The organism is Mycobacterium sp. (assembly GCF_002863225.1).
In the GTDB taxonomy this organism is placed as follows: Bacteria; Actinomycetota; Actinomycetes; order Mycobacteriales; family Mycobacteriaceae; genus Mycobacterium.
Genome location: NZ_PKEK01000052.1, coordinates 132,459 through 158,055, shown reverse-complemented (window position 1 = coordinate 158,055; position 25,597 = coordinate 132,459). Strand labels below are relative to the sequence as shown.

Here is a 25,597-nt window from a genome sequence, read left to right as displayed (position 1 = left end):
CGTGTTCATGGATCACGGTCAGGTGGTGGAGACCGGGCCGCCGGCGCAGATCTTCGAGGCCGCAGCTACCGAACGTCTGCAACGCTTCTTGTCGCAGGTGCTGTGACAGCAAAACCCAATTGTGGGCCGCTGATGTGCGGACAGGTTAGACTGTCGAACTATGGCGGAAACTGAAGCCACCGTTCCGGAGCTCACTGAGCTGGCGGAGGGGCTTCACCGTACGCTGTCCAAGCTGTTCTCGATCCTGCGTCGTGGCGACCCGAGCGCCGGCAAGGAAACAGCCCAGGACCTGACGCTGGCGCAGCTGTCGATTCTGGTGACCCTGCTCGACCGCGGTCCAATCCGGATGACCGACTTGGCCGCCCACGAGCGGGTCCGCACGCCCACCACCACGGTGGCGATCCGCCGGCTGGAGAAAGTCGGCCTGGTCAAGCGTTCACGCGACCCGTCCGACCTGCGTGCCGTGCTGGTCGACATCACACCACGCGGCCTGGCGGTTCACCGCGAGTCGCTGAGCAACCGGATCACCGCGCTGGTTTCGCTGCTGAGCCAGCTGAACGGCCCCGAGCTCGATGCGCTGACCAAGGCGCTCGCGCCGCTGGAACGCCTGGCCGCCAGCGAAGCCGTGGCCACTCCCGCGGGTTCCGCCAACGGCGACGCGACTTCGTAAACTGTTGCCACACTTGGGTTGTCCGGGTAAGCCGCGGCGCCCGTAAGCTGGCGGACATGCGGACCGCCTTGATCACCGGAGCCAGCCGTGGAATCGGCGCTGCCATCGCCGACGCCCTGGCACCCACCCACACCCTGCTACTGGCCGGCCGGCCCTCGCCCGCGCTGCAGTCCACCGCCGAGCGGCTCGGCGCCACAGCACTGCCGCTGGACGTGACGGACTCCGACAGCGTCCAGGCCGCCACCGCCGCCATCGGTGAACTCAACGTGCTGGTGCACAACGCCGGGGTGTCGCTGCCCGGGCGCATCGCGGAGTCGACCGTGGACGAATGGCGAACCACATTCGAGGTCAATGTCGTTGGCGCCGTTGCCGTTACCTTGGCCCTGCTGCCGGCGCTGCGTGCGGCGGACGGCCAGGTGCTGTTCATCAACTCCGGGTCGGGTCGCAAGGCGTCGGAGAACATGGCGTCGTATTCGGCCAGCAAGTTCGCGCTGCGTGCGTTCGCCGACTCGCTGCGACTCAGCGAGCCGGATCTTCGGGTCACCACCGTCTACCCCGGTCGCGTGGACACCGACATGCAGCACGAATTGGTGTCCTACGAGGGCGGCGAGTACGACGCCTCGAAGTTCCTGCGTGCCGAGACCGTCGCCGCCGCGGTCGCGCAGGCGGTTGCCACGCCGCCGGACGGGCACCTGCACGAGGTGATCCTGCGGCCGCGCTGACCGCGAAACAGAAGCCTCGGCTGCGGATTCGCGGCGTTCGCGACCGTGGCTTCTGGCTCGCGTCCTAGACGACCAGGTTGACCATCTTGCCGGGGACCACGATGACCTTCTTCGGTTCACCACCGGCCAGGAACGCCTGCACCTTCTCGTCCGCGAGCGCCGCGGCCTCGACCGCGCCGCGATCTGCGTTGGTGGACACCGTGATTCGGCCGCGCACCTTCCCGTTGACCTGCACCGGGTACTCCACGGTGTCGTCGACCAAATACGCGGGGTCGGCGACCGGGAACGGGCCGTGCGCAAGCGGATCGGCGTGGCCGAGACGCTGCCACAGTTCCTCGCCGAGGTGTGGCGCCACCGGCGCCAGCATCAGCACCAGCGGCTCGACCGCGGCGCGCGGCACCGAGTCGCGGTGCTGCTTGGTCAGGTGATTGGTGTATTCGATCAGCTTGGCCACCGCGGTGTTGTTGCGCAGTGCCGCATAGTCTTCCGACACCCCGGCGATCGTGCGGTGCAGCAGCCGCAGCGTGTCGGTGTCGAGGTCACCGTCACCGACGCGGACCTCACCGGTGTTCTCGTCGACCACCAGCCGCCACACCCGCTGCAGGAAGCGTTGGGCACCAACGACATCCTTGGTGGCCCAGGGCCGGGAGGCCTCGATCGGGCCCATCGACATCTCGTACACCCGCAGGGTGTCGGCACCGTAGTCGTCGCACATCTCGTCCGGCGAAATCGAGTTCTTCAGGCTCTTGCCGATCTTGCCGAACTCCTGGAAGACCTCGATCTCCCCGTCCGAGCCGGGGTAGAAGAAGGCACCGTCGCGCTCGACGACGTCGGCGGCCGTCACGTAGGCGCCGCGGGCATCGGTATAGGCGAAGGCTTGGATGTACCCCTGGTTGACCAGCCGGCGATAGGGCTCGCTGGAACTGACATGGCCCAAGTCGTAGAGCACCTTGTGCCAGAACCGGCAGTACAGCAGGTGCAGCACGGCGTGCTCGGCGCCACCGACATAGAGGTCGACGCCGCCGGGGTCACCCGCTCCGTGCTCGGCCGGCCGCGGGCCCATCCAGTAGGCCTCGTTCTCCTTGCCGCAGAACCGGTCTGGGTTGTGCGGATCGGTGTAGCGCAGCTCATACCAGGAGCTGCCGGCCCACTGCGGCATGACGTTGGTGTCGCGGGTGTAGGGCTTGAGCCCGTCGCCGAGATCCAGCTCGACGTTGACCCACTCGGTGGCCTTGCCCAGCGGCGGCGACGGCTCGCTGCCGGCGTCGTCGGGATCGAAGAGCACCGGGGCGTAGTCCCGTACATCAGGTAGCTCCACCGGCAGCGCCGCGTCGTCCAGCGCATGAGCGCGACCGTCGGAGTCGTAGACGATCGGGAAAGGCTCGCCCCAGTAACGTTGCCGCGCGAAAAGCCAATCGCGCAGCTTGTATTCGATGCGGGCCCGGCCGCGGCCCTCCGATTCCAACCGCTCGGTGATGGCTTGCTTCGCCGCCGCCACGTCGAAGCCGTTGAGGTAATCCGAATTCACCAGGACCCCGTCGCCGGAGTACGCGCCGAGCGAAACATCGCCGCCGGCAATGACTTCGACGATCGGCAGGCCGAACTCCTGAGCGAACTCCCAGTCCCGCTGGTCGTGGCCGGGCACCGCCATGATGGCCCCGGTGCCGTAGCCGGCCAGCACGTAGTCGGCGATGAACACCGGGACCTGTTCGCCGTTGGCCGGGTTGGTCGCGTACGCGCCCAGGAACACACCGGTCTTGGTCTTGTTCTCCTGGCGCTCCAGGTCGGACTTCGCGGCGATCGCCTGCCGGTAGGCGGCCACGGCCTGCAGCGGGGTGTCGGCGCCGTAGGTCCAGTGCGGGTCAACCCCGTCCGGCCACTGCGCGGTGACCAGCCGGTCGACCAGTTCGTGTTCGGGCGCCAGCACCAAATAGGTTGCGCCGAACAGGGTGTCGGGCCGGGTGGTGAACACTTCGAGATCGCCGGCCTGCGACGAGAACAGCGCGGCAGCGCCGGTGGACCGGCCGATCCAGTTGCGCTGCATGGTCTTGACCTTCTCCGGCCAGTCCAGCGCAACGAGGTCGTCGAGCAGTCGGTCAGAGTAGGCGGTGATCCGCATCATCCACTGCCGCAGCCGTTTCCGGAACACCGGGAAGTTGCCCCGCTCGCTGCGGCCGTCGGCGGTGACCTCTTCGTTGGCCAGCACGGTACCCAGGCCCGGGCACCAGTTGACCATCGAGTCGGACTGGTAGACCAATCGGTGACCATCGATCACATCCGCGCGTTCGCCCGCCGACAGCGATGCCCACACCCGGCCGTCGTCGAGTTGGCGTGCACCGGAATCGAACTCGGCGACCAGCTCGGCGATCGGGCGTGCCTTGCCGACGGCGGCGTCGAACCACGCGTTGTAGATCTGCAGGAAGATCCACTGGGTCCACTTGTAGAAGTCGACGTCGGTGGTGGAGAAGCTGCGCCGGCTGTCGTGCCCGAAGCCCAAGCGGCCCAGCTGCCGCCGGAAGTTGACGATGTTGGCTTCGGTGCGGGTGCGCGGATGGGTCCCGGTCTGCACGGCGTACTGCTCGGCGGGCAGTCCGAAAGCATCGAAGCCCAAGGCGTGCAGCACATTACGGCCCAGCATCCGGAAATAGCGGGCGTAGACGTCGGTGGCGATGTAGCCGAGCGGGTGGCCGACGTGCAGGCCCTCACCGGACGGGTAGGGGAACATGTCCTGAACGAACATCTTGGAGTTGGGTGCCTGCGAGAGGTCCGTGCCGTCCGTCGGCGCCAGCGAGCCGACCGGGTTGGGCACGTTGAAGGTCCCCAGCCGGGCCCAGGTGTCCTGCCAGGTCTGTTCGATGCGGCCCGCCAGGTCCGCGGTGTAGCGGTACCGCGGCGCGTCGGGGTCGGAGTCGGTCACGCCCAACAGGTTATAAGGACGACGTCGAGCGACCCGCCGACCACCGACGGTCTCGGTTTCGTTGCGGACCGGTCAGGGGTTTATCCCAGGTCTGTTGCAGGTCGATCCCGGTGCTGGTTGGGGCTACTTATCCCTGGTTACAGTCACTTTCTGCGACTCTCACCCGGGCAATCTCGGAAGGACCGACCCCAATGAAGCACTTCTCCCGTAGCTGGCGAGCAACGGTCGCGGGTCTGGCCGTCGGCGCCGCCGGCGTGTTGAGCCTCGCCGCACCCACCGCGTCCGCCGACCCGGTCTTCCCGCCCCGACCCGTCCCCGCGCCGATCCCGGCCCCGGCCCCGCAGCCGATCGCCGCGACCCCCGGAGCTCTCGGCAACGTGATGCCGGGCATGGCGCCGCAAGCGGCTCCGATCCCCCCGGTTGCCGCCGGAGTCCCCGTCGGAGTCCCCGGAGGAGTTCCCGTCGGAGTCCCCGGAGGAGTTCCCGGAGCACCCGCACCCGCGCCGCAGGCAGCGGTCCCGCCGGCCCTGATGCCCGCCCCGACCGGGACCTTGCGCGACTTCTTCACCAGCAAGGGCGTCACCATGGAGCCGCAGAAGGCGCCTGGATTCAGCGCGCTCGACCTCGTGCTGCCGATGCCGCAGGGCTGGACCCAGGTGCCCGACCCGAACGTGCCCGACGCATTCGTCGTGACCGCCAACCGCCGCAGCCCGAGCCTTTACACCCCGAACGCCCAGCTCGTGGTCTACCGGCTGGTCGGGGATTTCGATCCGCATGAGGCGATCTCGCACGGCTACGTCGAGAGCCAGCAGCTGCCCGTCTGGCGTCCCACCAACGCCTCGCTGGCCGACTACAACGGGTGTGCGTCGTCGATCATCGAGGGCACCTACCGGCAGAACGAGATGACGCTGAACACCTCGCGGCGCCACGTCATCGTCACCTCCGGACCCGACAAATACCTGGTCTCGCTGGCGGTCACCACCGAGGCCGGAGCGACCGTCGGCGAGGCGCAGGCCACCGACGGGATCGTCAACGGCTTCCGGGCCGGACCGCCCGGATCCAGCCACGCCGCCCCGCCGGCACCGGCTGCCGCGGCCCCGCAAGCCGCCCCGGCACCGCAACCCGCCCCCGCGCCCCCGGCCATTCCGGCCCCGGCCGCCGTGCCGCCGCAGGCCCTGGCTCACTGACAACCGGGCGCTGCACCGACTCCGGACGCCTCGTATGGTGTCCCCATGCTCATCACGGGTGTGCTGTGCGCCTGCGTCGCCGGAGTCCTGGCCGTCCTGGGACTGCGGTCGCTGACCCGTCCCGCCGTCACCGGCACCACCGGACTCATGATGCGTTCAGTGGCCCCGCCGCAGCTGGCAGCCGCGACCATGCTGGCCGCCGCCGGAGCTGTGGCCGTGGCCGCGCCGCGGGCCACCGCGTTGACCGTGGTCTGTGTCTGCATTGTCGGCGCGATCGGAACCGTCGTGGCCGGGTCGTATCAGACCGCCCGCTACGCGCTGCGCCAGGAAGCGGCGCCGGCTGGTTGCGGCGGCACCTGTGCCGGCTGCGCGCTGACCTGCCACTGACCGGCGGCCCTCGTGTTGAAGAAGCTGTCGGCGCTGCCGATCGACACTTTCCTGCTGGCCATGGCCGTCACGGTCGCGCTGGCGGCACTGTTCCCGGCCCGCGGCGAGTTCGCCGACTTTATATCGGTGGCCGCCAAAGTCGTTATCGCGCTTCTCTTTTGGCTGTACGGCGCTCGGCTCTCGCCGCAGCAGGCCTGGCAGGGCGTGAAGCGCTGGCAACTGCACCTGCTGGTGCTGGCCACCACCTTCGTCGTCTTCCCGCTGCTCGGGCTGGCGTGCCGTGGATTGGTGCCCTGGCTGCTGAACCAGGACCTGTACAACGGATTGCTGTTCTTGTGCCTGGTCCCGTCGACCGTGCAGTCCTCGATCGCGTTCACCTCGATTGCGCGGGGCAACGTTTCGGCAGCGCTGGTCAGCGCGTCATTGTCCAACATCGTCGGGATCGCGCTGACGCCATTGCTGGTCGTGCTGCTGATGAACACCAGCGGTGGGGCCCGGATGGACGCCACCGCGGTGCGGGATGTGCTGGTGCAACTGCTCCTGCCGTTCGTGGCGGGTCAGCTGATGCGGCCGTGGATCGCCGACTGGGTGGTCCGGCACGCCGCGCTGACCAAGATCGTCGACCGGGGATCGATCCTGCTGGTCGTCTACACCGCGTTCTCGATGGGGATGGTCGAGCACATCTGGGCCAGCGTGGACCCGTGGAAACTGCTGATCGTCGCCGTCATCAACGCACTCCTGCTGGCGCTGGTGCTGACTCTCACCTGGTTCGCCGGTCGAGTGGTCGGCCTGGATCGCGGCGACAGCATCGTGTTGCTGTTCTGCGGCTCGAAAAAGAGTCTGGCGTCCGGGCTTCCGATGGCGCTGGTGTTCTTCCCGGCCGCGACCGTCGGTGTGATCATGTTGCCGCTGATGATCTTTCACCAGATCCAGCTGATCGTGTGCTCGGTGATCGCGAGCAGATTCTCCCGCGACGCCCTCGACGACGAACCCGCCGCCGCGACTGCCTGAGCTAGTTGCGGCTGACGTCGATCGGGTGGGTTGCCAGCATCGACAACGGCTGCGGCTGGCGCCGAAGCACCCGGCCCCACAGGTCCACCCGCGGCTCGACCAGAACGTCAGAGGGCAACGCCGACAACACAATCCAGTCGTCGCGCTCGATCTCGCCTTCGAGCTGGCCGATGGTCCAGCCGGAGTAGCCGGCGAAAATGCGGACACCCTCCACCGCCGGCGCGATCACCTCGGGGTCGGCGTCCAGGTCGACCATCGCCATCCGGCCGGCCACGTGACGCAATCCGGGGATCTCCTCGCCGACGGCGCCGACCCGTAACACCGCAAGGCAGAGCGCGGCGTCCCGCTTGACCGGCCCACCGATGAACATCGTCTTCGGCTTGGACGCCAGCTTGGCCCACTGCGGCAGCACGTTGTAGACCGCGGTCTCGCTGGGCCGATTGAGCACCACGCCCAGGGTTCCGCCGTCGTTGTGCTCGACGATGTAGATCACGCTGCGCCGGAACGTGGGCTCGAGCAGATCCGTGTTGGCCAGAAGCAACGTCCCCGCCCGCACTCGATGTGCGGCGGGGGCGATGAAATCCTCCGGGTCTTCGGGCTGCGCCACTTGTCCATCATGGCATCCGGGTTCGACAGCTGTCGTCAACCGGAGCCGCAGCGGTCGAGAATTTGTAGGCTTGTAACCGGCGCCCGATATTCGGTCCACAGCCACCGGCCCGTAACCGCCGGGCTCCATTGGGAAGCAGGTTCCGTGACTCCTCCGCGTGCGCCGGTGGCCGTCTGGCGTTCGGTGCGCGCGCTGCCCGACTTCAAGCGGCTGCTCAAACTGCGGGTCGCGAGCCAATTCGGCGACGGACTCTTCCAGGCCGGCCTGGCAGGAGCGCTGCTGTTCAATCCCGAACGCGCCTCGAGCCCGCTGGCCATCGCGGGCGCGTTCGCGGTCCTGTTTCTGCCGTATTCGCTGCTGGGCCCGTTCGCGGGCGCGCTGATGGACCGCTGGGACCGTCGGCTGGTCTTGGTGTCGGCCAATATCGGCCGGTTGGTGTCGGTGGGCATCGTCGGCATCTGCCTGGCGCTGGGCGCTCGCGACGTGTTCGTGCTGTGCGGCGCACTGATCGTCAACGGCCTGGCCCGTTTCGTCGCGTCGGGACTCTCCGCGGCGCTGCCGCATGTGGTGCCGCGCGAGCAGGTCGTCACGATGAACTCGGTGGCGTCGGCGATCGGCGCGGTCGCGGCCTTCCTGGGGGCCAACTTCATGCTGGTGCCACGCGCGTTGTTCGGCTCCGGGGACAGCGGCGCCGCATCGGTCATCTTCCTGGTCGCCATCCCGCTGGCGATCGCGCTGCTGTATTCGCTGCGGTTCGCCGACCACGTGCTGGGTCCCGACGACACCCGTCGCGCGATCCACGGCTCGGTCGCCTACGCCGTCGTCACCGGCTGGCTGCACGGTGTGCGGACGGTACTGGATCGTCCGACTGTGACGGCCACGCTGGCCGCCCTGGCCGCGCACCGGATGGTGTTCGGCATCAACTCGCTGCTGGTGCTGCTGCTGGTACGCGGCCACAATGCGGCCGCGGTGACAGCGCTCGGCGACGCGATGCTGTTCGTCGCCGCGGCCGGGTTCGGATCCTTCCTGGCGAACGTGGTCACGCCGCCGGCCGTGCGGCGGTGGGGCCGCTACGCCACCGTCAACGGCGCGCTGGCGATCGCCGCCGTCGTCGAGCTCGTCGGGGTCGGCCTGCACCTGTGGGTACTGGTGCCGGGCGGCTTCCTGCTCGGCGGTCTCGGCCAGGTGATCAAGCTGTGCGCCGACACCGCGATCCAGATCGACGTCGACGACGCGCTGCGCGGACATGTGTTCGCCGTCCAGGATTCGCTGTTCTGGGTGGCGTTCCTGACGGCGATCACCGCGGCGGCCTGCTTCACTCCCGCCGACGGCCATGCCCCCGCGCTGGTGGTGGCGGGCGGTGTCGTCTACCTGGGTGGTCTGGTGGCGCACAGTGTCGTCGGGCGGGCGGCGAATCGTTAAGGTACGCAGATGGCCGACCTTTCGCAGCTAGTCGACGACCTGCGCGCCGAGAGCGACGAGCTGGACGCGCTGGTCGCGGGTCTGGCCGACGACCGTTGGGCGGCGCCGACGCCGGCCGCGGGATGGACGATCGCCCACCAGATCGGGCATCTGCTGTGGACCGATCGTGGGGCGCTGGTCTCGGTGACCGACTCGGACGGTTTCGCCGACGTGATCAAGCAGGCGCTGGACGACCCGATCGGCTTCGTCAACACCGCCGCCGACGAATTGGCCGCGGTCCCGCCCGCCGAGTTGCTCGTCGAGTGGCGGGCGACAAGGTCGCAGTTGCACGATGCGCTGCTGACCGTGGCCGACGGACGCAAACTGCCGTGGTTCGGCCCGCCGATGAGTGGGCCGTCGATGGCGACCGCCCGGTTGATGGAGACCTGGGCCCATGGCCTCGACGTCGCCGACGCGCTGGGTGTCGCCCGTCCCCCGACCGCGCGCCTGAAGTCGATCGCCCACATCGGGGTGCGCACCCGCGATTTCGCCTTCGCGATCAACGAGCTGACGCCGCCCGGGGAAGCGTTCCGGGTGGAGCTGCGTGCACCCGACGGCGACACCTGGACCTGGGGTCCGGCCGATGCCGCGCAGCGAGTCACCGGTTCCGCCGAGGATTTCTGCTTTCTGGTCACCCAGCGCCGCCCGCTGCGCGAACTGGACATCACCGCGGCCGGTGAGGATGCGGCGCGGTGGCTGCCGATCGCGCAGGCCTTCGCGGGTCCTCCCGGCGGAGGTCGATGAGCGCGCAGCGCGAAGAGAGGCTCCGCCGCATACACCGAGCGGAGGTCGATGAGCGCGTAGCGCGAAGAGAGGCTCCGCCGCATACACCGAGCGGAGGTCGATGAGCGCTAGCGCGAACGTCGGTGAGCGCGTAGCCCCAACGGGCCAGGTAACCCTAACCTTATTTCCGGTAGGCTCTGCTCTCGAAATGAGCGCCCTATTCGTCCTGCCGCGGGAGCTGACCGACATCAGCGACGAGGTCCGCGCCGCTCCCCCACCGCCGACACCGGTGCTGGCCGATCCCTACGCGTTACGGCCCGCGGACCCCGATGCCGACGCGGAGATGATCGCGCGGTGGATGAACATGCCGCACCTGGTCGAGGCGTGGGAATCCGACTGGCCGGTGCCGCGCTGGCGTGACTATCTGCACGCCCAGGTCGCCGGTGCCTACTCGCGGCCGTTCGTCGGCAGCATGAACGGCGAGGACAGCGGCTACGTCGAGGTGTACCGGGCCGCAAAGGATTCCATCGCCACCCGCTACGACGCCGACCCCTACGACGTCGGACTGCACGCCGCGATCGCCGAGCTGTCGATCGTCAACAAGGGCCTCGGCCCGTTCCTGTTGCCTCGCGTCGTCGCGAGCGTCTTCGAGGTCGAATCCCGTTGTCGCCGAATCATGTTCGACCCGGACCACCGCAACACGTCCGCGCGCCGACTCTGCGAGTATGCCGGCTGCACGTTCCTCGGCGAACACGACATGAGCAACCGCCGGATGGCGTTGTACGCGCTGCCACGCACCCCCGACGACATTCCAAAGGCCCGCTAGTCGCCTGGGTCGGCACGCGAGATCGACGCGAGCGTGGTCGCTACTCGCACTTCTCCGCGCTGCCGTCGATCTCGACGCTAAAAGCTCGACGCAAAAGCAAGCTAGTCGCCGCGCAGCTCGTGGTAGCCGTCGAAGTCGGGTTTCATTGCCGCAGCGACCAATTCCCACAGCACCTCGTCGGTGCCGCCGCCGACCCGGGCCAGCTTCATGTCCCGCCACCAACGTCCCAGCGGCGTCTCCTCGACCAGGTAGCCGGAACCGCCGAAGATGTGCATGCATTCCGACAGCACCTCTTCGCCGAGACGCGCGGCGGTGACCTTGACAGCCGCGGCCGAACGCAGGTCGAGTTTGCCCTCGGCGGCAATTCCGGTGAGCCCGTGGCGCAGTAGGTCGACGCGGGCCTGCAGGTCGGCCAGCCGCAACCGCAACGCCTGATGTTCGAACAGCGTCGAGCCGAACTGTCGGCGCTCGACCATCCGGGCGTGGGTGATGCCGAGCACCCGCTGGCAGCCGCCGGCGACCTGGCCGGCGATCGACATCCGCTCGTGGGCCAGTCCCCAGGAGATCGCCGCCAAACCCGTTCCGGGGCGGGCGATCAGCGCGTCGGCGGGCACCCAGGTGTCGATGTGCACCGCGGCGGTGTCCAGCGGACCGGCGCCGACCTTGCGGTACGGCGCCTGGATCTCGGTCTGCTCGGTCGGCACCGCGATCAGCAGCACGTTGCCGTGCCGGGAGGTCGAGTTGTCGTCCACCCCGCGGCCGACCACCATGATGTAGTCGGCCACCGGCGACAGCGAGACGTACTTCTTTATCCCTTTGACTTCGAATCCGTCTCGGACAGAACGGACTTCGGTCTCGACGATCTGCAGGTCCGAGCCGCCGGATTCTTCGGATGCGCCGATGCACAGCACCGCTTCGCCGCGGATCGCCTGCTCGCAGATGTCCTTGAGATGATCCGACCGGGCGAAGCGGCGCAGGATGGCGATGGCCGAGTCGTGCAAGCTGACGCCGACGCCGATACCCGCCGAGCCGAGCTTTCCGAGCGCGATCGCCAGCGCGACGAGCTTGGCCACGTCGGGGTGCTGGCCACCCAGCCACTTCTGCTCGAACACGCCACGCTGCCCCAGGTGTTCGATCAGCTTGCGCGGAAACCGTTCGCTCTCTTCGGCTTCCGCAGTCCACTTGAGGACGTCGTCGTTGAACACGTCGTCGAGCAAGGCCCGGTATTCGTCGAGACTCAGCGCGTCGGTCATGTGGTGGCCGCCGCCAGGTTGCGCTTGACCTCGAGGCGCCGCAGCTTTCCCGACGAGGTGCGCGGCAGCGTTCCCGGGCGGACGAACACCACGTTGGCCGGCACGATGCCGCACTCGGAGGCCACCTTGGCGACCAGCTCGCTGCGGGCACCGGCCTCGTCGGGTCCGCGGAATTCGGCGGTGATCACCAGACCGGGCCGGGTGGCGTCGTCGTCGGTGCCGACTGCGACCACCGCTCCCTCACGCACGCCGCGGATCTCGGCGGCGACCCGTTCGATCTCGGCGGGAAAGACGTTGCGCCCGGCGACGGTGATGATCTCCTTGGCCCGCCCGCACACGACCAGCCCGTCGTCGGTGAGGTAACCGAGGTCTCCCGTCGGGAACCAGGCGCCGGGTTGTACCGGGGTGTCGCCGAGATACCCGGAGAACATCGACGTGCCACGGATTTCGATCTCGCCGACGTCGCGGCCCGGCACTTCCGCGGAATGCCCGGACTCCGGGTTGACCCGGATCTCCATGCCGTCGATCGGCTCGCCCAGGCAGGCATGCCGCTGCGGTTCAGTTGTGCCGGAATCGATTTCGTCATACCGCAGACCTCGCCCCGGCGGCGGGGTCGTCACCGCGCAGGTGGACTCGGCCAGCCCGTAGGACGGGGCCAACGCGCCGGCGTTGAAACCGAAGGGCTGCAACGCTTCCGCGAACCGCTCCATACCCGCGCAGTCGACCGGCTCTCCCCCGTTGATGGTGAAGCGCACCCGTCCGAGATCCACATCGGACACCAGCCGGGCGTACTTGCCGATCATGCTGTAGGCCATGTTGGGCGCGGCGGACAGCGACATCCCGCTTTCGCTGAGCCAGCGCAGCCACCGGAACGGCGACGCGGTGAACGCCGACGTCGGGGCCAGCCAGACCGGCGTCCCGCCTACCGCGCCACTGAGCAGAAACGTCAGGCCCATGTCGTGGTAGAGCGGCAGCCAGGTGCAGCCGCCGTCTACCGCCGGGTCGACACCGATGCGGGTCAGCAGGCCGTTGACGTTGTTCAGGACCGCCTCGGGAGACAACTGCGCGGTCTTCGGGCTACCGGTCGAGCCGGCGGTGCCCTGCAGGATCGCCGGTACTCCGGGCGCGGCCTCGACGGGCGTGAAGCTAATCGACGGTTCATGCGCGACGGTGGTGAGGTCGACGACCGTCGGCCCGCCCTCGTGGCCTTGCAGCAGCGCGAGTTCGTCGCCGTGAGTGATCACCGTGCGCACCCCGATGGCGGCGAAGCGCGTCAGGGTGGCCTGGGCCCACCGTTGTGGGTCGGCGCCGCGCACCGGGCCGGGCAGGATCGACAGGCTCTGACCGGTGAGCCAAGTGGCGTGGATGGCCGCGACGAAGTCTGCGGTCGGTTCGCCGACCAGGCCGACCGCGCCGGCCGGCTGATCGAGGATCCGGGCCGCGATGCCCTCCGCGCGGGCGTGGACCTGCGACCAGGGCCGCCGAGTCCAGTCGTCGGCCTCTTTGTCGAAGACCACCAGGTCGTGAGCTGAGGTGCGCATCGCCCTGGACAGGGCGGTGGCCAGCACGCTCACCGGTCGACCGGGACCTTTGCCCGGATGACGTTCTCGAGGTCGCCGACCGTGTCGCAACCCAACAGTTCCTGCTCGTTGACCACCACGCCGAGCTTGTCCTCGATCGCGACCATGCCCACCGCGAACGCCACCGAGTCCAGGCCGACATCATCCACCAGCCGCGACTCCGGGGTCACCCGGCTGACGTCGATGTTGAGGTCATCGCGGAGGATCTCGGTCAGAGCTGCGCCTACCGAATCCGGGCGCGACAAATCGGCGGTCATGGGCCGTCACAGTACCGGGCGGCCCCAGCGCACAGGGACCTACGTTTTGGGCGTCAGCGGGCTGGCCGCGTCGGCGGAGCCGTCCCCGTCGGTGTCGGTGAGCTTGACGTCCCAGCGGCCGTCGCCGTCGGTGTCGACGTAACCGGTCACCCCGTCGGCACCGGCAACCAGCGCGCGGTCGGCCAGGCCGTTGCCGTCGCTGTCCACCAGCCTCACCCCGCCGGGCACGTCGTCACCGAACTCGCTCAGCGGCTTGCCGGTGTGCTCGACACCGTCGAGTCCGAACCAGCGCAGGCCGGACGCCGGGCGCGTAGGCCGTTCGGCGGCGACACCCCAGATGCCGGTGCCGTCGTCGGTGAACCAGCGTTCGCCGGTGCCGCTGACATCTCCGAGGTCGAGCACGGCGTGATCGGCGATCCCGTCGCCGTCCAGGTCGGCCAGCGCATCGTCGGCCAGCCCGTCGTGGTCAAGATCCAAGCCGACCGCGTCGAGCCGACCGTCGCCGTCGAGGTCGAGATCCGGCCCGTGGTTCCACATATTGGCTGCGCCGTCACCAGCGCTCAGGCAGTACTCCATGACTGATCCGACGACGTGGCGGGGTCACGGGTTCCCGCGTGCCTGCCACCACGCCGTCAGTTCGGCGATCGCCTCCTCGCGGGAGAGCGGCCCGCGGTCCAGCCGCAACTCCTTGAGGTACCGCCACGCCTCCCCCACCTGCGGGCCGGCCGGGATGCCGAGCAATTGCATGATCTCGTTGCCGTCGAGGTCCGGGCGCACCCGCTGCAGGTCTTCCTTGGCGGCCAGCTCGGCGATCCGGGCTTCCAGATCGTCATAGTTGGCCTGCAGCCGGGCCGCGCGGCGCTTGTTGCGCGTGGTGCAGTCGGCCCGAACCAGCTTGTGCAGCCGCGGCAACAGGGGGCCCGCATCGGTGACGTAGCGGCGCACCGCCGAGTCCGACCACTTGCCCCCGCCGTAGCCGTGAAACCGCAGATGCAGATACACCAGCTGCGACACGTCGTCGATCAACTGCTTCGAATACTTCAACGCGCGCAACCGTTTTCGGGTCATCTTGGCCCCGACCACCTCGTGGTGGTGAAAACTGACCCCGCCGTCGGACTCGTGCTTACGCGTCGCGGGCTTGCCGATGTCGTGCAGCAACGCCGCCCAGCGCAAAACGAGATCGGGCCCGTCGTCCTCGAGCGCGACCGCCTGCCGCAGCACGGTGAGCGAATGCTCGTAGACGTCCTTGTGCTGGTGATGTTCGTCGATGGCCATCCGCATGCCACCCACGTCGGGCAACACCACGTCGCCCATCCCGGTCTGCACCATCAGGTCGATGCCGGCCACCGGGTCGGCGCCGAGGAGGAGTTTGTCCAACTCAGCCGCGACCCGTTCGACGGTGATCCGCTCGAGCTGCGGGGCCATGTCGAGGATGGCCTCGAGCACCCGCGGGGCCACGCTGAAACCGAGTTGCGAGACGAACCGTGCGGCACGCAGCATCCGCAGCGGGTCGTCGCCGAAGGACACCGACGGAGCTGCCGGGGTGTCCAGCACCCGGGCCCGCAATGCGGCCAAACCACCCAGCGGATCGACGAATTCGGCTGCGCCAGAGGCTGTTACGCGTACCGCCATCGCGTTGACGGTGAAGTCGCGGCGCACCAGGTCGTCGTCGAGGGAGTCGCCGAAGCGGACCTGCGGGTTGCGTGAAACGCCGTCGTAGCGGTCGGCCCGGAACGTGGTGATCTCCAGGCGCTGACCGTGCTTCTCGGCGCCGACGGTGCCGAATTCGATCCCGGTGTCCCACAGCGCGTCGGCCCACGGCCGCAGCAACTTCTGCAGCTGCTCGGGGCGCGCGTCGGTGGCGAAGTCCAGGTCGTTGCTCAGCCGTTGCAGCACGGCGTCGCGCACCGAACCGCCGACCAGGTGGAGCTCGTGACCGGCGTCGGCGAACAGCGCGCCGAGCTGGCGCAGGATTTTGGCGTGGCCGTTCAACGCCACCTGGGCGGCGGCCAACAGCTCGGCGTCCTGGGGCTCTTCGGGCACGGAGCGAGGATAGTCCGGCCTGATCCCGCAGCTCACTACCGGCGAGTGTGCCCAGAGCGTCTCAGCACGCCAGCTACCATCGCTTAGGTGTCCGACGGCGAAAATCCGCAACCGCGTCGGCGCCGGGGAAGGCGCCGCGGTCGGCGCTCGGCAGGATCCGGCGAAGCCACATCCAGCAACGAGGCGGCGGCAGCGTCCGCGCCCGCCACACCCGCGAAATCCGGACCGCGCCGTCCCGCGCGTCGCTCTGCCGAGCGGCTGCGCACGGTGCACGAGACTTCGGCGGGCGGGCTGGTGATCGACAACATCGATCGCCCCCGGGAGGAACAGCTGGCGGCACTGATCGGACGGGTCGACCGGCGGGGCCGGATGTTGTGGTCGCTGCCCAAGGGTCACATCGAACAGGGCGAGACCGCAGAACAGACCGCGATCCGGGAAGTGGCCGAGGAGACCGGGATTCAGGGCAGCGTCCTGGCAGCGCTGGGCCGCATCGACTACTGGTTCGTCACCGACGGACGGCGGGTGCACAAGACCGTTCATCATTACCTGATGCGTTTCTCCGGCGGTGAGCTGTCCGACGAGGACGTCGAGGTCGCCGAGGTGGCGTGGGTGCCGATCCCCGAGCTGCCGTCCCGACTGGCCTACGCCGACGAGCGCAAACTGGCCGAGGTGGCCGACGAGCTGATCGACAAACTGCAGAGCGACGGTCCGGCCGCGCTTCCGCCGTTGCCGCCCAGCACACCGCGGCGACGACCGCAGACCCACTCACGTACCCGCGTCCGCCGGGCCGACGAGCCCGTCCGGGGCCGAAACAACGGTCGCGGTCCCGCGCCGTAACCGCCGACAACGATGCAGAGTAATTCGAGGTGGGAAAGCCACCCGGGGATCAACAGCGGTCCGACGGCACCGCGACTCCGGCGGTTCGTCGTGTCGCGCCTGCTGGCGGTCGCCGCGATCCTGGCCGGCCTGAGCATCGGCGTGGTTCCGACCGCCGCGGCCGGTGAACCGGGGGCCACGCCGTTCGTTCAGATCCGGATCGACCAGGTCACCCCGCAGGAGGTCACCACCACCAGCGACCCGACGGTGACCGTCGCCGGCACCGTCACCAATATCGGCGACCGGCCGGTCCACGACGTGATGATCCGACTGGAACATGCGCCCTCGGTGCCCAATTCGTCGGGTCTGCGCACCAACCTCGACGGCGACACCGACCAGTACGAGGCCGCCATGGACTTCGCGACGGTGTCCCCCGAATTGCAACGCGGCCAGAAGGCCAAGTTCTCGCTGTCGGTGCCGATGCGGTCGGCGGACAAACATTCGCTGGACATCACCGCGCCCGGCGTCTACCCGCTGCTGGTCAACGTCAACGGCACACCCGACTACGGCGAGCCGGCGCGGCTGGACAACGCCCGCTTTCTGCTGCCGGTGCTGGGCGTGCCTGCCGACCCGCTGAACACCGCCGGGGATGCGTTGACGGCCGTCGTCGCGCCGGACACCTCCAAGCCCGTGCCGGTCACCATGCTGTGGCCGTTGGCGGACCGGCCGCGGTTGGCACCCGGGGTCCCCGGCGGGTCGATTCCAGTGCGACTGATGGACGACGAGTTGGCCGGGTCGTTGGCCACCGGTGGTCGACTCGACGTGCTGCTGTCCGCTGCCGAGTTCGCCACCAGCCACGACGTGGATCCCGACGGCGCCGTGAGCCGCACGGTGTGTCTGGCCGTCGACCCGGACCTGCTGGTGACCGTCAACGCGATGACAGCGGGCTACGTCGTCTCCGACACCGCAGCCGGCCCCGCACAGGAACCCGGGTCACCGACGCATCCGGGAACCGGTCAGGCCGCGGCGACCGCCTGGCTGAACCGGCTGCGCGAATTGGCGCACCGGATCTGCGTATCGCCGCTGACCTACGCCCAGGCCGACCTGGACGCTGTGCAGCGCGTCGGCGACCCCGGCCTCAGCGCCGCCGCGACCAGCGGAGCCGGCGACATCGTCGACCAGATCCTGGGCGTCGTCGCGGTCCGGGGCGCCACCCTGATCCCGGACGGCTCGCTGACCCGGCGCGGCGTCGACCTGCTGAGCGCCAACGGCAACACGGTGGTGATCGCCCCGGCCGCCTCCGTCGCCGGCGATTCGAACACCCCGCTGCCGTCGACCCCGGACACGGCGGCGCGACGACTGTCGCCGCAGGTGGTGCTGGCGCCGTTCGACCCGGCCGTGGGTGCTGCGTTCGCCGCGGCCGGCACCGACCCGGTCGCGCCCGGCTATCTCAGCCCCGACCTGCTCATCCGGCTGCGGCACGACTCCGACACCGCCCGCCGACAGGATGCGCTGGCCTCGATGCTGTGGCGTGCCCTGCAGCCAAAGGTCAACCCGCGCGCCCAGGTCCTGCTGCCGCCCACCAACTGGAACCTGCGGCCCGACGACGCGGGCGCCATCATGAACACCCTCGCGACGGCCGTCCACTCCGGCCTCGCCGTGCCCCGCCCGCTGCCGGCGCTGCTCGCCGAGGCTTCGGCGGTCCCCCCGGTGAACGGAACGCCGCAGCCGGATGCCGAGGGCGGCGGGCGCGGCCGGTTCAGCGATGCCGTCATCGGCAAGATCACCGGCGAGATGGGCCGGCTGGCCGGCCTGACCGCCGCCCTGACCACCGACCTGCGCTCCGGCCTGACCGGCGTCAGCTACACCGCGCCGCTACGCGAAGACCTGCTACGGGCCATCAGCCAGGCCGATCGGCCCGACACCCGCAACGGGCTGGCCCAGCAGCGGCTCGACGTGCTCGGACATGCGCTCGACGATCTGTTCGGCGCGGTCACGATCGTCACCCCCACCGGGACGTACACGCTGGCCACCGAACACAGCCCGCTGCCGTTGGCGCTGCACAACGGCTTGGCGGTGCCGATCCGGGTGCGGCTGCACCTGGACGTGCCGCCCGGGATGACGGTGACCGATCCCGGCGAGATCGAGCTGCCGCCGGGATACCTCCCGATGCGCGTTCCGATCGAGGTCAACTTCACCCAGCGGGTCGCGATCGACGCCGTGCTGCGCACCCCCGGCGGCGTGCCGCTCGGCGAGCCGGTCCGGCTGTCCGTGCACTCCAACGCCTACGGCAAGGTGCTGTTCGCCATCACGATGAGCGCGGCCGCGGTCCTGGTCGCGCTGGCCGGACGCCGCCTGTGGCACCGCTTCCGCGGCCAACCCGACCCCGCCGACCTCGATCGTCCGGACGCCGCCGACGCCGGCTACGCGAGCGAGGAAGAGCACAGCGGATGAGCCGGGCCGTTCCGCCCTCGCGGCCGTTGCCGGCCCGGGTCACGAGGAGTCCGGGACCGCCGACCGGGCCGCTGCCGCCGACCGGCCACCTGACGGCGCAGGGCGCCGCGCCGCAGCCCCGCCCCGAGCTGTCCGATGCCGCGCTGGTGTCCCGGTCCTGGGGCATGGCGCTGGCCACCCTGGTCAGCCGCGTCACCGGCTTCGCCCGGATCGTCTTGCTGGCCGCGCTGCTGGGAGCCGCGCTGTCCAGCTCGTTCACCGTGGCCAATCAGCTGCCGAACCTGGTCGCTGCGCTGGTGCTCGAAGCGACGTTCACGGCGATCTTCGTGCCGGTGCTGGCCCGCGCCGAGCAGGACGACGCCGACGGCGGCGCGGCGTTCGTGCGGCGCCTGGTGACGTTGGCGACCACCCTGCTGCTGGCCACCACGCTGCTCTCGGTGGCGGCCGCGCCGCTGCTGGTACAGCTGATGCTGGGCCGCAACCCTCAGGTCAACGAACCACTGACCGTCGCGTTCGCCTACCTGCTGCTACCGCAGGTGATCTTCTACGGCCTGTCCTCGGTGTTCATGGCAATACTGAACACCCGCAACGTGTTCGGGCCGCCGGCCTGGGCGCCGGTGCTCAACAACGTCGTCGCGATCGCCACGCTGGGGGCCTACCTCGCCGCGCCGGGGCAGCTGTCCGTCGACCCGGTCGAGATGGGCAACGCGAAGCTGCTGGTGCTCGGCATCGGCACCACGCTGGGGGTGTTCGCGCAGACCGCGGTGCTGGTGGTGGCCATCCGCCGGCACCGGATCAGCCTTCGCCCGCTGTGGGGCGTCGACGACCGGCTCAAGCGCTTCGGCGCGATGGCCGCGGCGATGGTGCTGTACGTCCTGATCAGCCAGATCGGCCTGATCGTCACCAACCAGATCGCCAGCTCCGCGGCCGCCGCCGGCCCGGCCATCTACAACTACACCTGGCTGGTGCTGATGCTGCCCTACGGGATGATCGGCGTGACGGTGCTGACGGTGGTGATGCCCCGGTTGAGCCGCAACGCCGCCGCCGACGACACCGGCGCCGTGCTCGCCGACCTGTCGCTGGCGATTCGGCTGACCATGATCACGCTGATCCCGACGGTGGCGTTCATGACCGTCGGCGGTTCGGCGATGGGCAGCGCGCTGTTCGCCTACGGCCACTTCGGCGACCTCGACGCCGGTCACCTGGGCGCGGCGATCGCGATGTCGGCGTTCACCCTGATCCCCTACGCCGTGGTCCTGTTGCAGTTGCGAGTCTTCTACGCCCGCGAGCAGCCGTGGATACCGATCGTGATCATCGTGGTGATCACGATCGTCAAGATCGCCGCCTCACTGCTCGCTCCGCACCTGACCGCCAACCCCGACCTGGTCGCGGGCTACCTCGGCCTGGCCAACGGTTTGGGCTTCGTGGCCGGCGCGGTCGTCGGCTACGTCCTGCTCCGCAATGCGTTGCGGCCCAACGGCGGCCACCTGCTCGGTCTGGCGGAGGTGCGCACCATCCTGGTGACAGCCACCGCGGCGCTGCTGGCCGGCCTGATTGCCTACGTGATCGACGTCCTGCTGGGCATGCAGCGGTTGACCGCTTACGGCGGCGGCGCCGGCTCGCTGCTGCGGCTGGTGGTGCTCGCGTCGATCATGCTGCCGGTCATCGCCGTCGTCATGGTGCGCGGCCAGGTGCCCGAGGCGGTCGCGGCGCTGGCCGTGCTGCGCCGCTGGACCGGCCTGACCCCCGCCCGCCGGCCACCGGTGCCGACCCACCCTGCTCCCGGGCCGACGCCGCCGTCTTCTGCCAGGTCAGCCAGCGTCGGCGCCGGCCGGTCCAGCGGCGGAGAGCAATTGTTGCGCCCCGGTGTCGTCACGTACCCTGAGCGCAGGATTTCAACAGCGCCGGCGGGGCATCCGAAACCAGGATTCCGGCGTCCTGAGCAATCAACCGGGGAGGGAACGGGGAGAGGAGCGCGGATGACCGACGGTTCATCGGACAGCACCTCGGCCAAAGCTGTCACCGAGTCCCCCGCGCCGACCTCCGGATCCGACTTCGCGGGTCCGACCCGTGCCGCCGCGCCGCCGCTGGCCGACGACTTCCACCCCGACGTGCCCACCGAGCTCCAGGTCGCCGATGCGGTGCCGGCGCAACCCGCGAACGGTGACGCCTCGGACGCCGACCTCGAAACCACCGCCTTCACCGCCGGCGACCCGATCGGTTTCGACGCATCGAGCCCCGCGGAATCGGGGGCCTCAGCGCCGGCGGACGAACAGCAGCTGGTGCCCGGCGCCAGCATCGCCCGGGGTCGCTACCGCCTGCTGGTGTTTCACGGCGGCGCGCCGCACCTGCAGTTCTGGCAGGCGCTGGACACCGCGCTGAATCGGCAGGTAGCGCTGACGTTCGTGGACCCCGACGGAGCCCTCCCAGACGAGCAGATCCGCGAAATCTTGGCTCGCACAATGAAATTGAGCCGTATCGACAAGATCGGCATCGCGCGCATTCTCGACGTGGTGCACACCGGCACCGGCGGTCTGGTCGTCACCGAGTGGGTCCGCGGCGGCTCCCTGCAGGAGGTGGCGGACACCTCGCCGTCCGCCGCGGGTGCGTCGAGGGCGATGCAGACGCTGGCCGCGGCGGCCGAGGCCGCCCACCACTCGGGCGTTGCCTTGTCGATCGATCATCCGGGCCGGGTGCGGGTCAGCATCGAAGGCGACGTCGTGCTGGCGTTCCCGGCGACGATGCCCGACATCAGCCCCGAAGACGACATTCGCGGGATCGGCGCGGCCCTGTACGCGCTGCTGGTCAACAAGTGGCCGCTGCCGGAGTCCGGCGCGCCCAGCGGACTTTCGCCCGCCCCGCGCGACTCCGCCGGGCAGGTCCTGGATCCGAGTTCGATCGACGAAGCCATCCCGTTCCAGATCTCGGCGGCAGCCACCCACTCGATCCAGCTGGACGGTGGGATACGCAGCGCCGCAACCCTTTTGAATCTGCTGCAACAAGCCACGGTGGTGGCCGACCGGACCGAGCTGCTCGCCCCGATCGACGAGGCCGTGCCGCCGCCGGCTCCCGCGCGAGCCGGCCGTGAACGTGCCGCCGACAGCGACGAGACGCAGTCGCGCCTTCGCCGGCGCCGGGCCGTCACGATCGGGATCGGGGCCGGGGCTCTGATCATCGTGGTGGCGCTGCTGATTCTTGCCTCCGTACTGAGCAAGATGTTCAGCGACGTCGGCGGACTCGACAAAGACCAACTGGGTCTCAACGGGCCCTCGTCGTCGAGCACCAGCGGCGCGGCGGGCAACGTCGTCAAGCCGGTGGCGGCCACGGTGTTCTCGCCCGGTGGTGAACCCGACAATCCCGCTTCGGCCGCGCTCGCGATCGACGGCAGCCCGGGGACCGCCTGGGAGACCGACGTCTACCACGACCCGGTTCCCTTCCCGGGCTTCAAGAGCGGTGTCGGCCTGCTGGTGCAGCTTCCGCAGCCCACCGTGGTCGGGGCCGTCAACGTCGACGTGCCCAGCAACGGGACCAAGATCCAGATCCGCTCGTCGTCGACGGCGACCCCGGGCAAGCTCGAGGACACCGCAGTGCTGAGCCAGCCGACCGCAATGCACCCGGGGCACAACACCATCCAGGTCAACGCGTCCTCGCCCACCCAGTACGTGCTGGTCTGGATTCCCACGCTCGGAACGACCAACGGGCAGAGCCGCAGCAGCCTGTCCGAAGTCACCGTGCAAGCCAAGTCCTGACAGGGCCGGCCGAGTGAAGTGCCCGGCAACGGGTGATTGGCTAATGTCCGCAGAGTGGGCTTCGCGCAACGGATTCGGCGGCCATCGCCTGAGCAACGCAGTGATGCCGAACTGCTGGCGGCGCACGTCGCCGGGGATCGTTTCGCCTTCGCCGAGCTCTTCCGCCGTCACCACCGGCAACTGCACCGGGTGGCGCGGCTGACCAGTCGGTCCGTCGAGGACGCCGAAGACGCGCTGCAAGAGGCCATGGCGTCCGCGCATCGCGGCGCCGGCACCTTCCGGCACGACGCCGCGGTCAGCAGCTGGCTGCACCGCATCGTCGTCAACGCCTGCCTGGATCGGTTGCGCCGCAGCAAGACTCACCTGACCACCGTGCTCGACGACGTGTACCCGGTTCCGGATCGGACCGCGCAGGTGGACACCGCGATCACCGTGCAGCAGGCGTTGATGCGGCTGCCTGCCGAGCAGCGGGCCGCCGTGGTGGCCGTCGACATGCACGGCTATTCGGTCGCTGACACCGCCCAGCTGCTGGGGGTGGCCGAAGGCACCGTGAAGAGCCGCTGCGCGCGGGCCCGGGCGCGTCTGGCCGTGACCCTCGGTTATCTGCAGACCGATTCGGCTCCGCACCGTCCGGCCGGCTAGCCGCGCCCGCGCCGGATGACGGACACTGGGGCGGATGGACGTCGTCGACCCTGATGGTCTGCCGCTGAATACGGAGACTCTCGCCGACCTGCAGGCAGGACTGTTCGACGACGAGACGGCAGCCCGGTTGCGTCAGCGCGTGCGCGACGATCCCGAGGCCCGCCAGACGATGGCGGCGCTGAACCGCGTTCGCCGCGACCTCGGCGATCTCGGGGCCGGGTCCGCGCCGCCCGTCAACCCCGCCGTCGTCGATACGATCACCGCGGGCCTGCGCGCCGACGGCGCTGCCCACGCCGTGCCCCGGGGACGGCTCCCCGGCCGGGCGCGGACCGCGGTCGCGGCGGCTGGTCTCACGGCGGCCGCAGTCGCCGCCTGGCTCGGCGTTTCGGCGCTGCTCACCGCCCCGGAACCACTGCCGAGCCGGCCCACCACCATCGAACACATCACGGTGTCCCGCCCGCCCAACACCATCCCGTTGTCGGACCAGGACATCGTCGCGCTGCTCGACCGCGCACCGGACCTCGGGCCGCTGGCCGAGACGCGCCGTCTGGCCTCCTGCCTGGCCGGCCTCGGCTACCCGGCGAACACCCGCGTGCTCGGCGCCCGCCCGATCGAGGTGGCCGGCCGCCCGGCCGTCCTGCTGGTACTGCCAAGCGACGCGCCAGACGCCTTGGCCGCGCTCGCGGTCGCGCCGACCTGCAGTTCGGTGAACACCGGCCTGTCGGCTGACAGGATCGTCCACCGGCCGTAATGTCGCGGGAACAGCACCGCTTACCCTGGCGTTCTAGTGCACTACAGCGGTTTCACGTATCGGAAAGGTTGGTATGAGTTCCTCAACCAGCACCGTTCACGACCTGATCATCGTCGGCTCCGGGCCCGCCGGTTACACCGCGGCGCTCTACGCCGCGCGCGCGCAACTGGCGCCGGTGATGTTCGAGGGCACTGCCTTCGGTGGTGCGCTGATGACCACGACTGAGGTCGAGAACTTCCCCGGATTCCGCGACGGTATCCAGGGCCCCGAATTGATGGACCAGATGCGCGAGCAGGCGCTTCGTTTCGGCGCCGACCTGCGGATGGAAGACGTCGAGTCGGTGTCGCTCGACGGCCCGGTGAAGTCGGTGACCACGTCCGAGGGCGAGACACTGCAAGCCCGGGCCGTGGTCCTGGCGATGGGCGCGGCCGCGCGTTACCTGCACGTACCGGGTGAGCAGGAATTGCTCGGCCGGGGCGTGAGCTCGTGTGCCACCTGCGACGGCTTCTTCTTCAAGGACCAGGACATCGCCGTGATCGGCGGTGGAGACTCGGCCATGGAGGAGGCGACGTTCCTGACGAAATTCGCCCGCAGCGTCACCCTGGTGCACCGCCGCGACGAGTTCCGGGCCTCGAAGATCATGCTCGACCGGGCCCGCGCGAACGACAAGATCGCATTCGCCACCAACAAAGCGGTGGTCTCGGTCGAGGGCGAGAACACCGTCACCGGCCTCAAGCTGCGCGACACGGAGACGGGCGAGGAATCCACCCTGCCGGTGACCGGGGTGTTCGTCGCGATCGGCCACGACCCCCGCTCGGAGCTGGTCCGCGGCCAGGTCGACCTCGACGACGACGGCTACGTGCTGGTCCGCGGCCACACCACCTACACCTCACTCGACGGCGTGTTCGCCGCCGGCGACCTGGTCGACCACACCTACCGGCAGGCGATCACCGCCGCGGGCACCGGCTGCTCGGCCGCGATCGACGCCGAGCGCTGGCTCGCCGAGCATGCGGAGCCGGGTGAGCGCACCCAGACCCAATCCGTCGGAGAACCGGCGGCCGCGACCCTCTGATTGGAGTACATGCGATGACCGATTCTTCAGGTACGCCCGTAGATGTCTCTGACGCATCCTTCGCAGGCGATGTATTGGCGAGCAGTACGCCTGTGCTGGTTGACTTTTGGGCAACCTGGTGTGGCCCGTGCAAGATGGTGGCGCCGGTGCTCGCCGAGATCGCCAAAGACGCCGCCGGGCAGCTGACCGTCGCCAAGCTCGACGTCGACGCCAACCCGGAGACCGCCCGCAATTTCGACGTGGTGTCGATCCCGACGCTGATCTTGTTCAAGGACGGCGAGCCGGTGAAACGCATCGTCGGCGCCAAGGGCAAGGCGGCCCTGCTGCGGGAGCTCTCCGAAGCCGTGCCCGGGGTCGGCTAGCTGGTCAAACCTCGGCGCGGGTGGCCTGGCGTTTTACCGAAATCCTCGAGCGTCTGAGAGAATATCGCCAAGCCTGTCAGGAAGCGGCAGGGCTGCTCACACGGCTC

At 69.4% G+C, this 25,597-nt stretch carries 22 protein-coding genes and 1 pseudogene; 16 read left to right on the top strand and 7 right to left on the bottom strand.

Annotated features, from left to right (window positions below):
* The 3 genes and pseudogenes from CYU59_RS18935 to CYU59_RS18925 all read left to right on the top strand — a co-directional run.
* A pseudogene (locus CYU59_RS18935) lies at positions 1-106 on the top strand (peptide ABC transporter ATP-binding protein); the annotation flags it as partial.
* 54 nt (positions 107-160) lie between these two features.
* Positions 161-670, top strand: a complete 510-nt coding sequence (locus tag CYU59_RS18930) for a MarR family transcriptional regulator (protein ID WP_293001466.1) — start codon at positions 161-163, stop codon at positions 668-670.
* Positions 671-726: 56 nt separating this feature from the next.
* The gene (locus CYU59_RS18925; protein WP_293001464.1) at positions 727-1,392 is read left to right on the top strand and encodes an SDR family oxidoreductase; all 666 of its coding nucleotides are present in this window, start codon (positions 727-729) and stop codon (positions 1,390-1,392) included.
* A 64-nt stretch (positions 1,393-1,456) separates the two neighbouring features.
* Here the strand turns inward: CYU59_RS18925 and leuS are convergent, their stop codons facing one another.
* Positions 1,457-4,318 (bottom strand): leucine--tRNA ligase, encoded by a 2,862-nt coding sequence (gene leuS / locus CYU59_RS18920; RefSeq protein ID WP_293001482.1) that lies wholly within the window; start codon positions 4,316-4,318, stop codon positions 1,457-1,459.
* A 182-nt stretch (positions 4,319-4,500) separates the two neighbouring features.
* On the opposite strand from leuS, the gene CYU59_RS18915 reads away from it, so the two are divergent.
* Genes CYU59_RS18915 through CYU59_RS18905 form a run of 3 tightly spaced genes read left to right on the top strand, consistent with a single transcriptional unit; the run spans position 4,501 to position 6,894 of the window.
* Complete coding sequence (locus tag CYU59_RS18915; protein WP_293001461.1) at positions 4,501-5,496, top strand: LpqN/LpqT family lipoprotein; 996 nt, start codon at positions 4,501-4,503, stop codon at positions 5,494-5,496.
* A gap of 45 nt (positions 5,497-5,541) precedes the next feature.
* The gene (locus CYU59_RS18910; RefSeq protein ID WP_293001459.1) at positions 5,542-5,883 is read left to right on the top strand and encodes a hypothetical protein; all 342 of its coding nucleotides are present in this window, start codon (positions 5,542-5,544) and stop codon (positions 5,881-5,883) included.
* Between the two features lie 15 nt (positions 5,884-5,898).
* A complete protein-coding gene (locus CYU59_RS18905; RefSeq protein ID WP_293001479.1) occupies positions 5,899-6,894 on the top strand; it encodes a bile acid:sodium symporter family protein in 996 nt (331 codons plus the stop codon).
* A gap of 1 nt (position 6,895) precedes the next feature.
* On the opposite strand, the gene CYU59_RS18900 is transcribed toward CYU59_RS18905, so the two are convergent.
* Positions 6,896-7,501 (bottom strand): YqgE/AlgH family protein, encoded by a 606-nt coding sequence (locus CYU59_RS18900; protein ID WP_293001457.1) that lies wholly within the window; start codon positions 7,499-7,501, stop codon positions 6,896-6,898.
* Positions 7,502-7,645: 144 nt separating this feature from the next.
* Here CYU59_RS18900 and CYU59_RS18895 point away from each other — a divergent pair, with 144 nt between their 5' ends.
* The 3 genes from CYU59_RS18895 (at position 7,646) to CYU59_RS18885 (ending at position 10,511) form a co-directional block, all read left to right on the top strand.
* Complete coding sequence (locus tag CYU59_RS18895) at positions 7,646-8,923, top strand: MFS transporter (protein ID WP_293001454.1); 1,278 nt, start codon at positions 7,646-7,648, stop codon at positions 8,921-8,923.
* 9 nt (positions 8,924-8,932) lie between these two features.
* Positions 8,933-9,706: a TIGR03084 family metal-binding protein gene (locus CYU59_RS18890; protein ID WP_293001452.1), complete on the top strand. Its 774-nt coding sequence runs from the start codon at positions 8,933-8,935 to the stop codon at positions 9,704-9,706.
* A gap of 187 nt (positions 9,707-9,893) precedes the next feature.
* Entirely contained in the window at positions 9,894-10,511 is a 618-nt protein-coding gene (locus tag CYU59_RS18885) for a GNAT family N-acetyltransferase (protein ID WP_293001450.1), read from the top strand.
* Positions 10,512-10,612: 101 nt separating this feature from the next.
* Here the strand turns inward: CYU59_RS18885 and mbtN are convergent, their stop codons facing one another.
* From mbtN to CYU59_RS18860, 5 genes are read right to left on the bottom strand one after another with little or no spacing between them, the layout of a single operon-like run.
* Entirely contained in the window at positions 10,613-11,764 is a 1,152-nt protein-coding gene (gene mbtN / locus CYU59_RS18880; protein WP_293001448.1) for a mycobactin biosynthesis acyl-ACP dehydrogenase MbtN, read from the bottom strand.
* A complete protein-coding gene (gene mbtM, locus CYU59_RS18875) occupies positions 11,761-13,338 on the bottom strand; it encodes a long-chain-fatty acid--ACP ligase MbtM (protein ID WP_293001446.1) in 1,578 nt (525 codons plus the stop codon). The genes mbtN and mbtM overlap by 4 nt, the downstream gene beginning before the upstream one ends.
* Complete coding sequence (locus tag CYU59_RS18870; protein ID WP_293001444.1) at positions 13,335-13,601, bottom strand: acyl carrier protein; 267 nt, start codon at positions 13,599-13,601, stop codon at positions 13,335-13,337. The genes mbtM and CYU59_RS18870 overlap by 4 nt, the downstream gene beginning before the upstream one ends.
* 39 nt (positions 13,602-13,640) lie before the next feature.
* Positions 13,641-14,177 carry a pullulanase gene (locus CYU59_RS18865; protein WP_293001442.1) on the bottom strand — a complete coding sequence of 179 codons (537 nt, stop codon included), beginning with the start codon at positions 14,175-14,177 and terminating at the stop codon, positions 13,641-13,643.
* 24 nt (positions 14,178-14,201) lie between these two features.
* Positions 14,202-15,644 (bottom strand): CCA tRNA nucleotidyltransferase, encoded by a 1,443-nt coding sequence (locus CYU59_RS18860; protein WP_293001440.1) that lies wholly within the window; start codon positions 15,642-15,644, stop codon positions 14,202-14,204.
* A gap of 87 nt (positions 15,645-15,731) precedes the next feature.
* Between CYU59_RS18860 and CYU59_RS18855 the strand changes: the two genes are divergently transcribed.
* The 7 genes from CYU59_RS18855 to trxA all read left to right on the top strand — a co-directional run bounded on the left by CYU59_RS18855 (position 15,732) and on the right by trxA (position 25,490).
* Positions 15,732-16,481, top strand: coding sequence for an NUDIX hydrolase (locus CYU59_RS18855; protein WP_293001438.1), 750 nt, complete (start codon positions 15,732-15,734; stop codon positions 16,479-16,481).
* 12 nt (positions 16,482-16,493) lie between these two features.
* Positions 16,494-18,914, top strand: coding sequence for a hypothetical protein (locus CYU59_RS18850; RefSeq protein ID WP_293001436.1), 2,421 nt, complete (start codon positions 16,494-16,496; stop codon positions 18,912-18,914).
* On the top strand, positions 18,911-22,663 hold the full coding sequence (gene murJ / locus CYU59_RS18845) for a murein biosynthesis integral membrane protein MurJ (RefSeq protein WP_293001434.1): 3,753 nt from the start codon (positions 18,911-18,913) through the stop codon (positions 22,661-22,663). Before CYU59_RS18850 ends, murJ begins: the two co-directional genes overlap by 4 nt.
* Positions 22,664-22,735: 72 nt before the next feature.
* Positions 22,736-23,305 carry an RNA polymerase sigma factor SigM gene (gene sigM / locus CYU59_RS18840; protein ID WP_293001477.1) on the top strand — a complete coding sequence of 190 codons (570 nt, stop codon included), beginning with the start codon at positions 22,736-22,738 and terminating at the stop codon, positions 23,303-23,305.
* Between the two features lie 34 nt (positions 23,306-23,339).
* Entirely contained in the window at positions 23,340-24,056 is a 717-nt protein-coding gene (locus tag CYU59_RS18835) for a hypothetical protein (RefSeq protein ID WP_293001432.1), read from the top strand.
* A 73-nt stretch (positions 24,057-24,129) separates the two neighbouring features.
* A complete protein-coding gene (trxB, locus tag CYU59_RS18830) occupies positions 24,130-25,128 on the top strand; it encodes a thioredoxin-disulfide reductase (protein ID WP_293001430.1) in 999 nt (332 codons plus the stop codon).
* A 14-nt stretch (positions 25,129-25,142) separates the two neighbouring features.
* On the top strand, positions 25,143-25,490 hold the full coding sequence (gene trxA / locus CYU59_RS18825) for a thioredoxin (protein ID WP_293001428.1): 348 nt from the start codon (positions 25,143-25,145) through the stop codon (positions 25,488-25,490).
* The last annotated feature ends 107 nt before the right edge of the window (positions 25,491-25,597 follow it).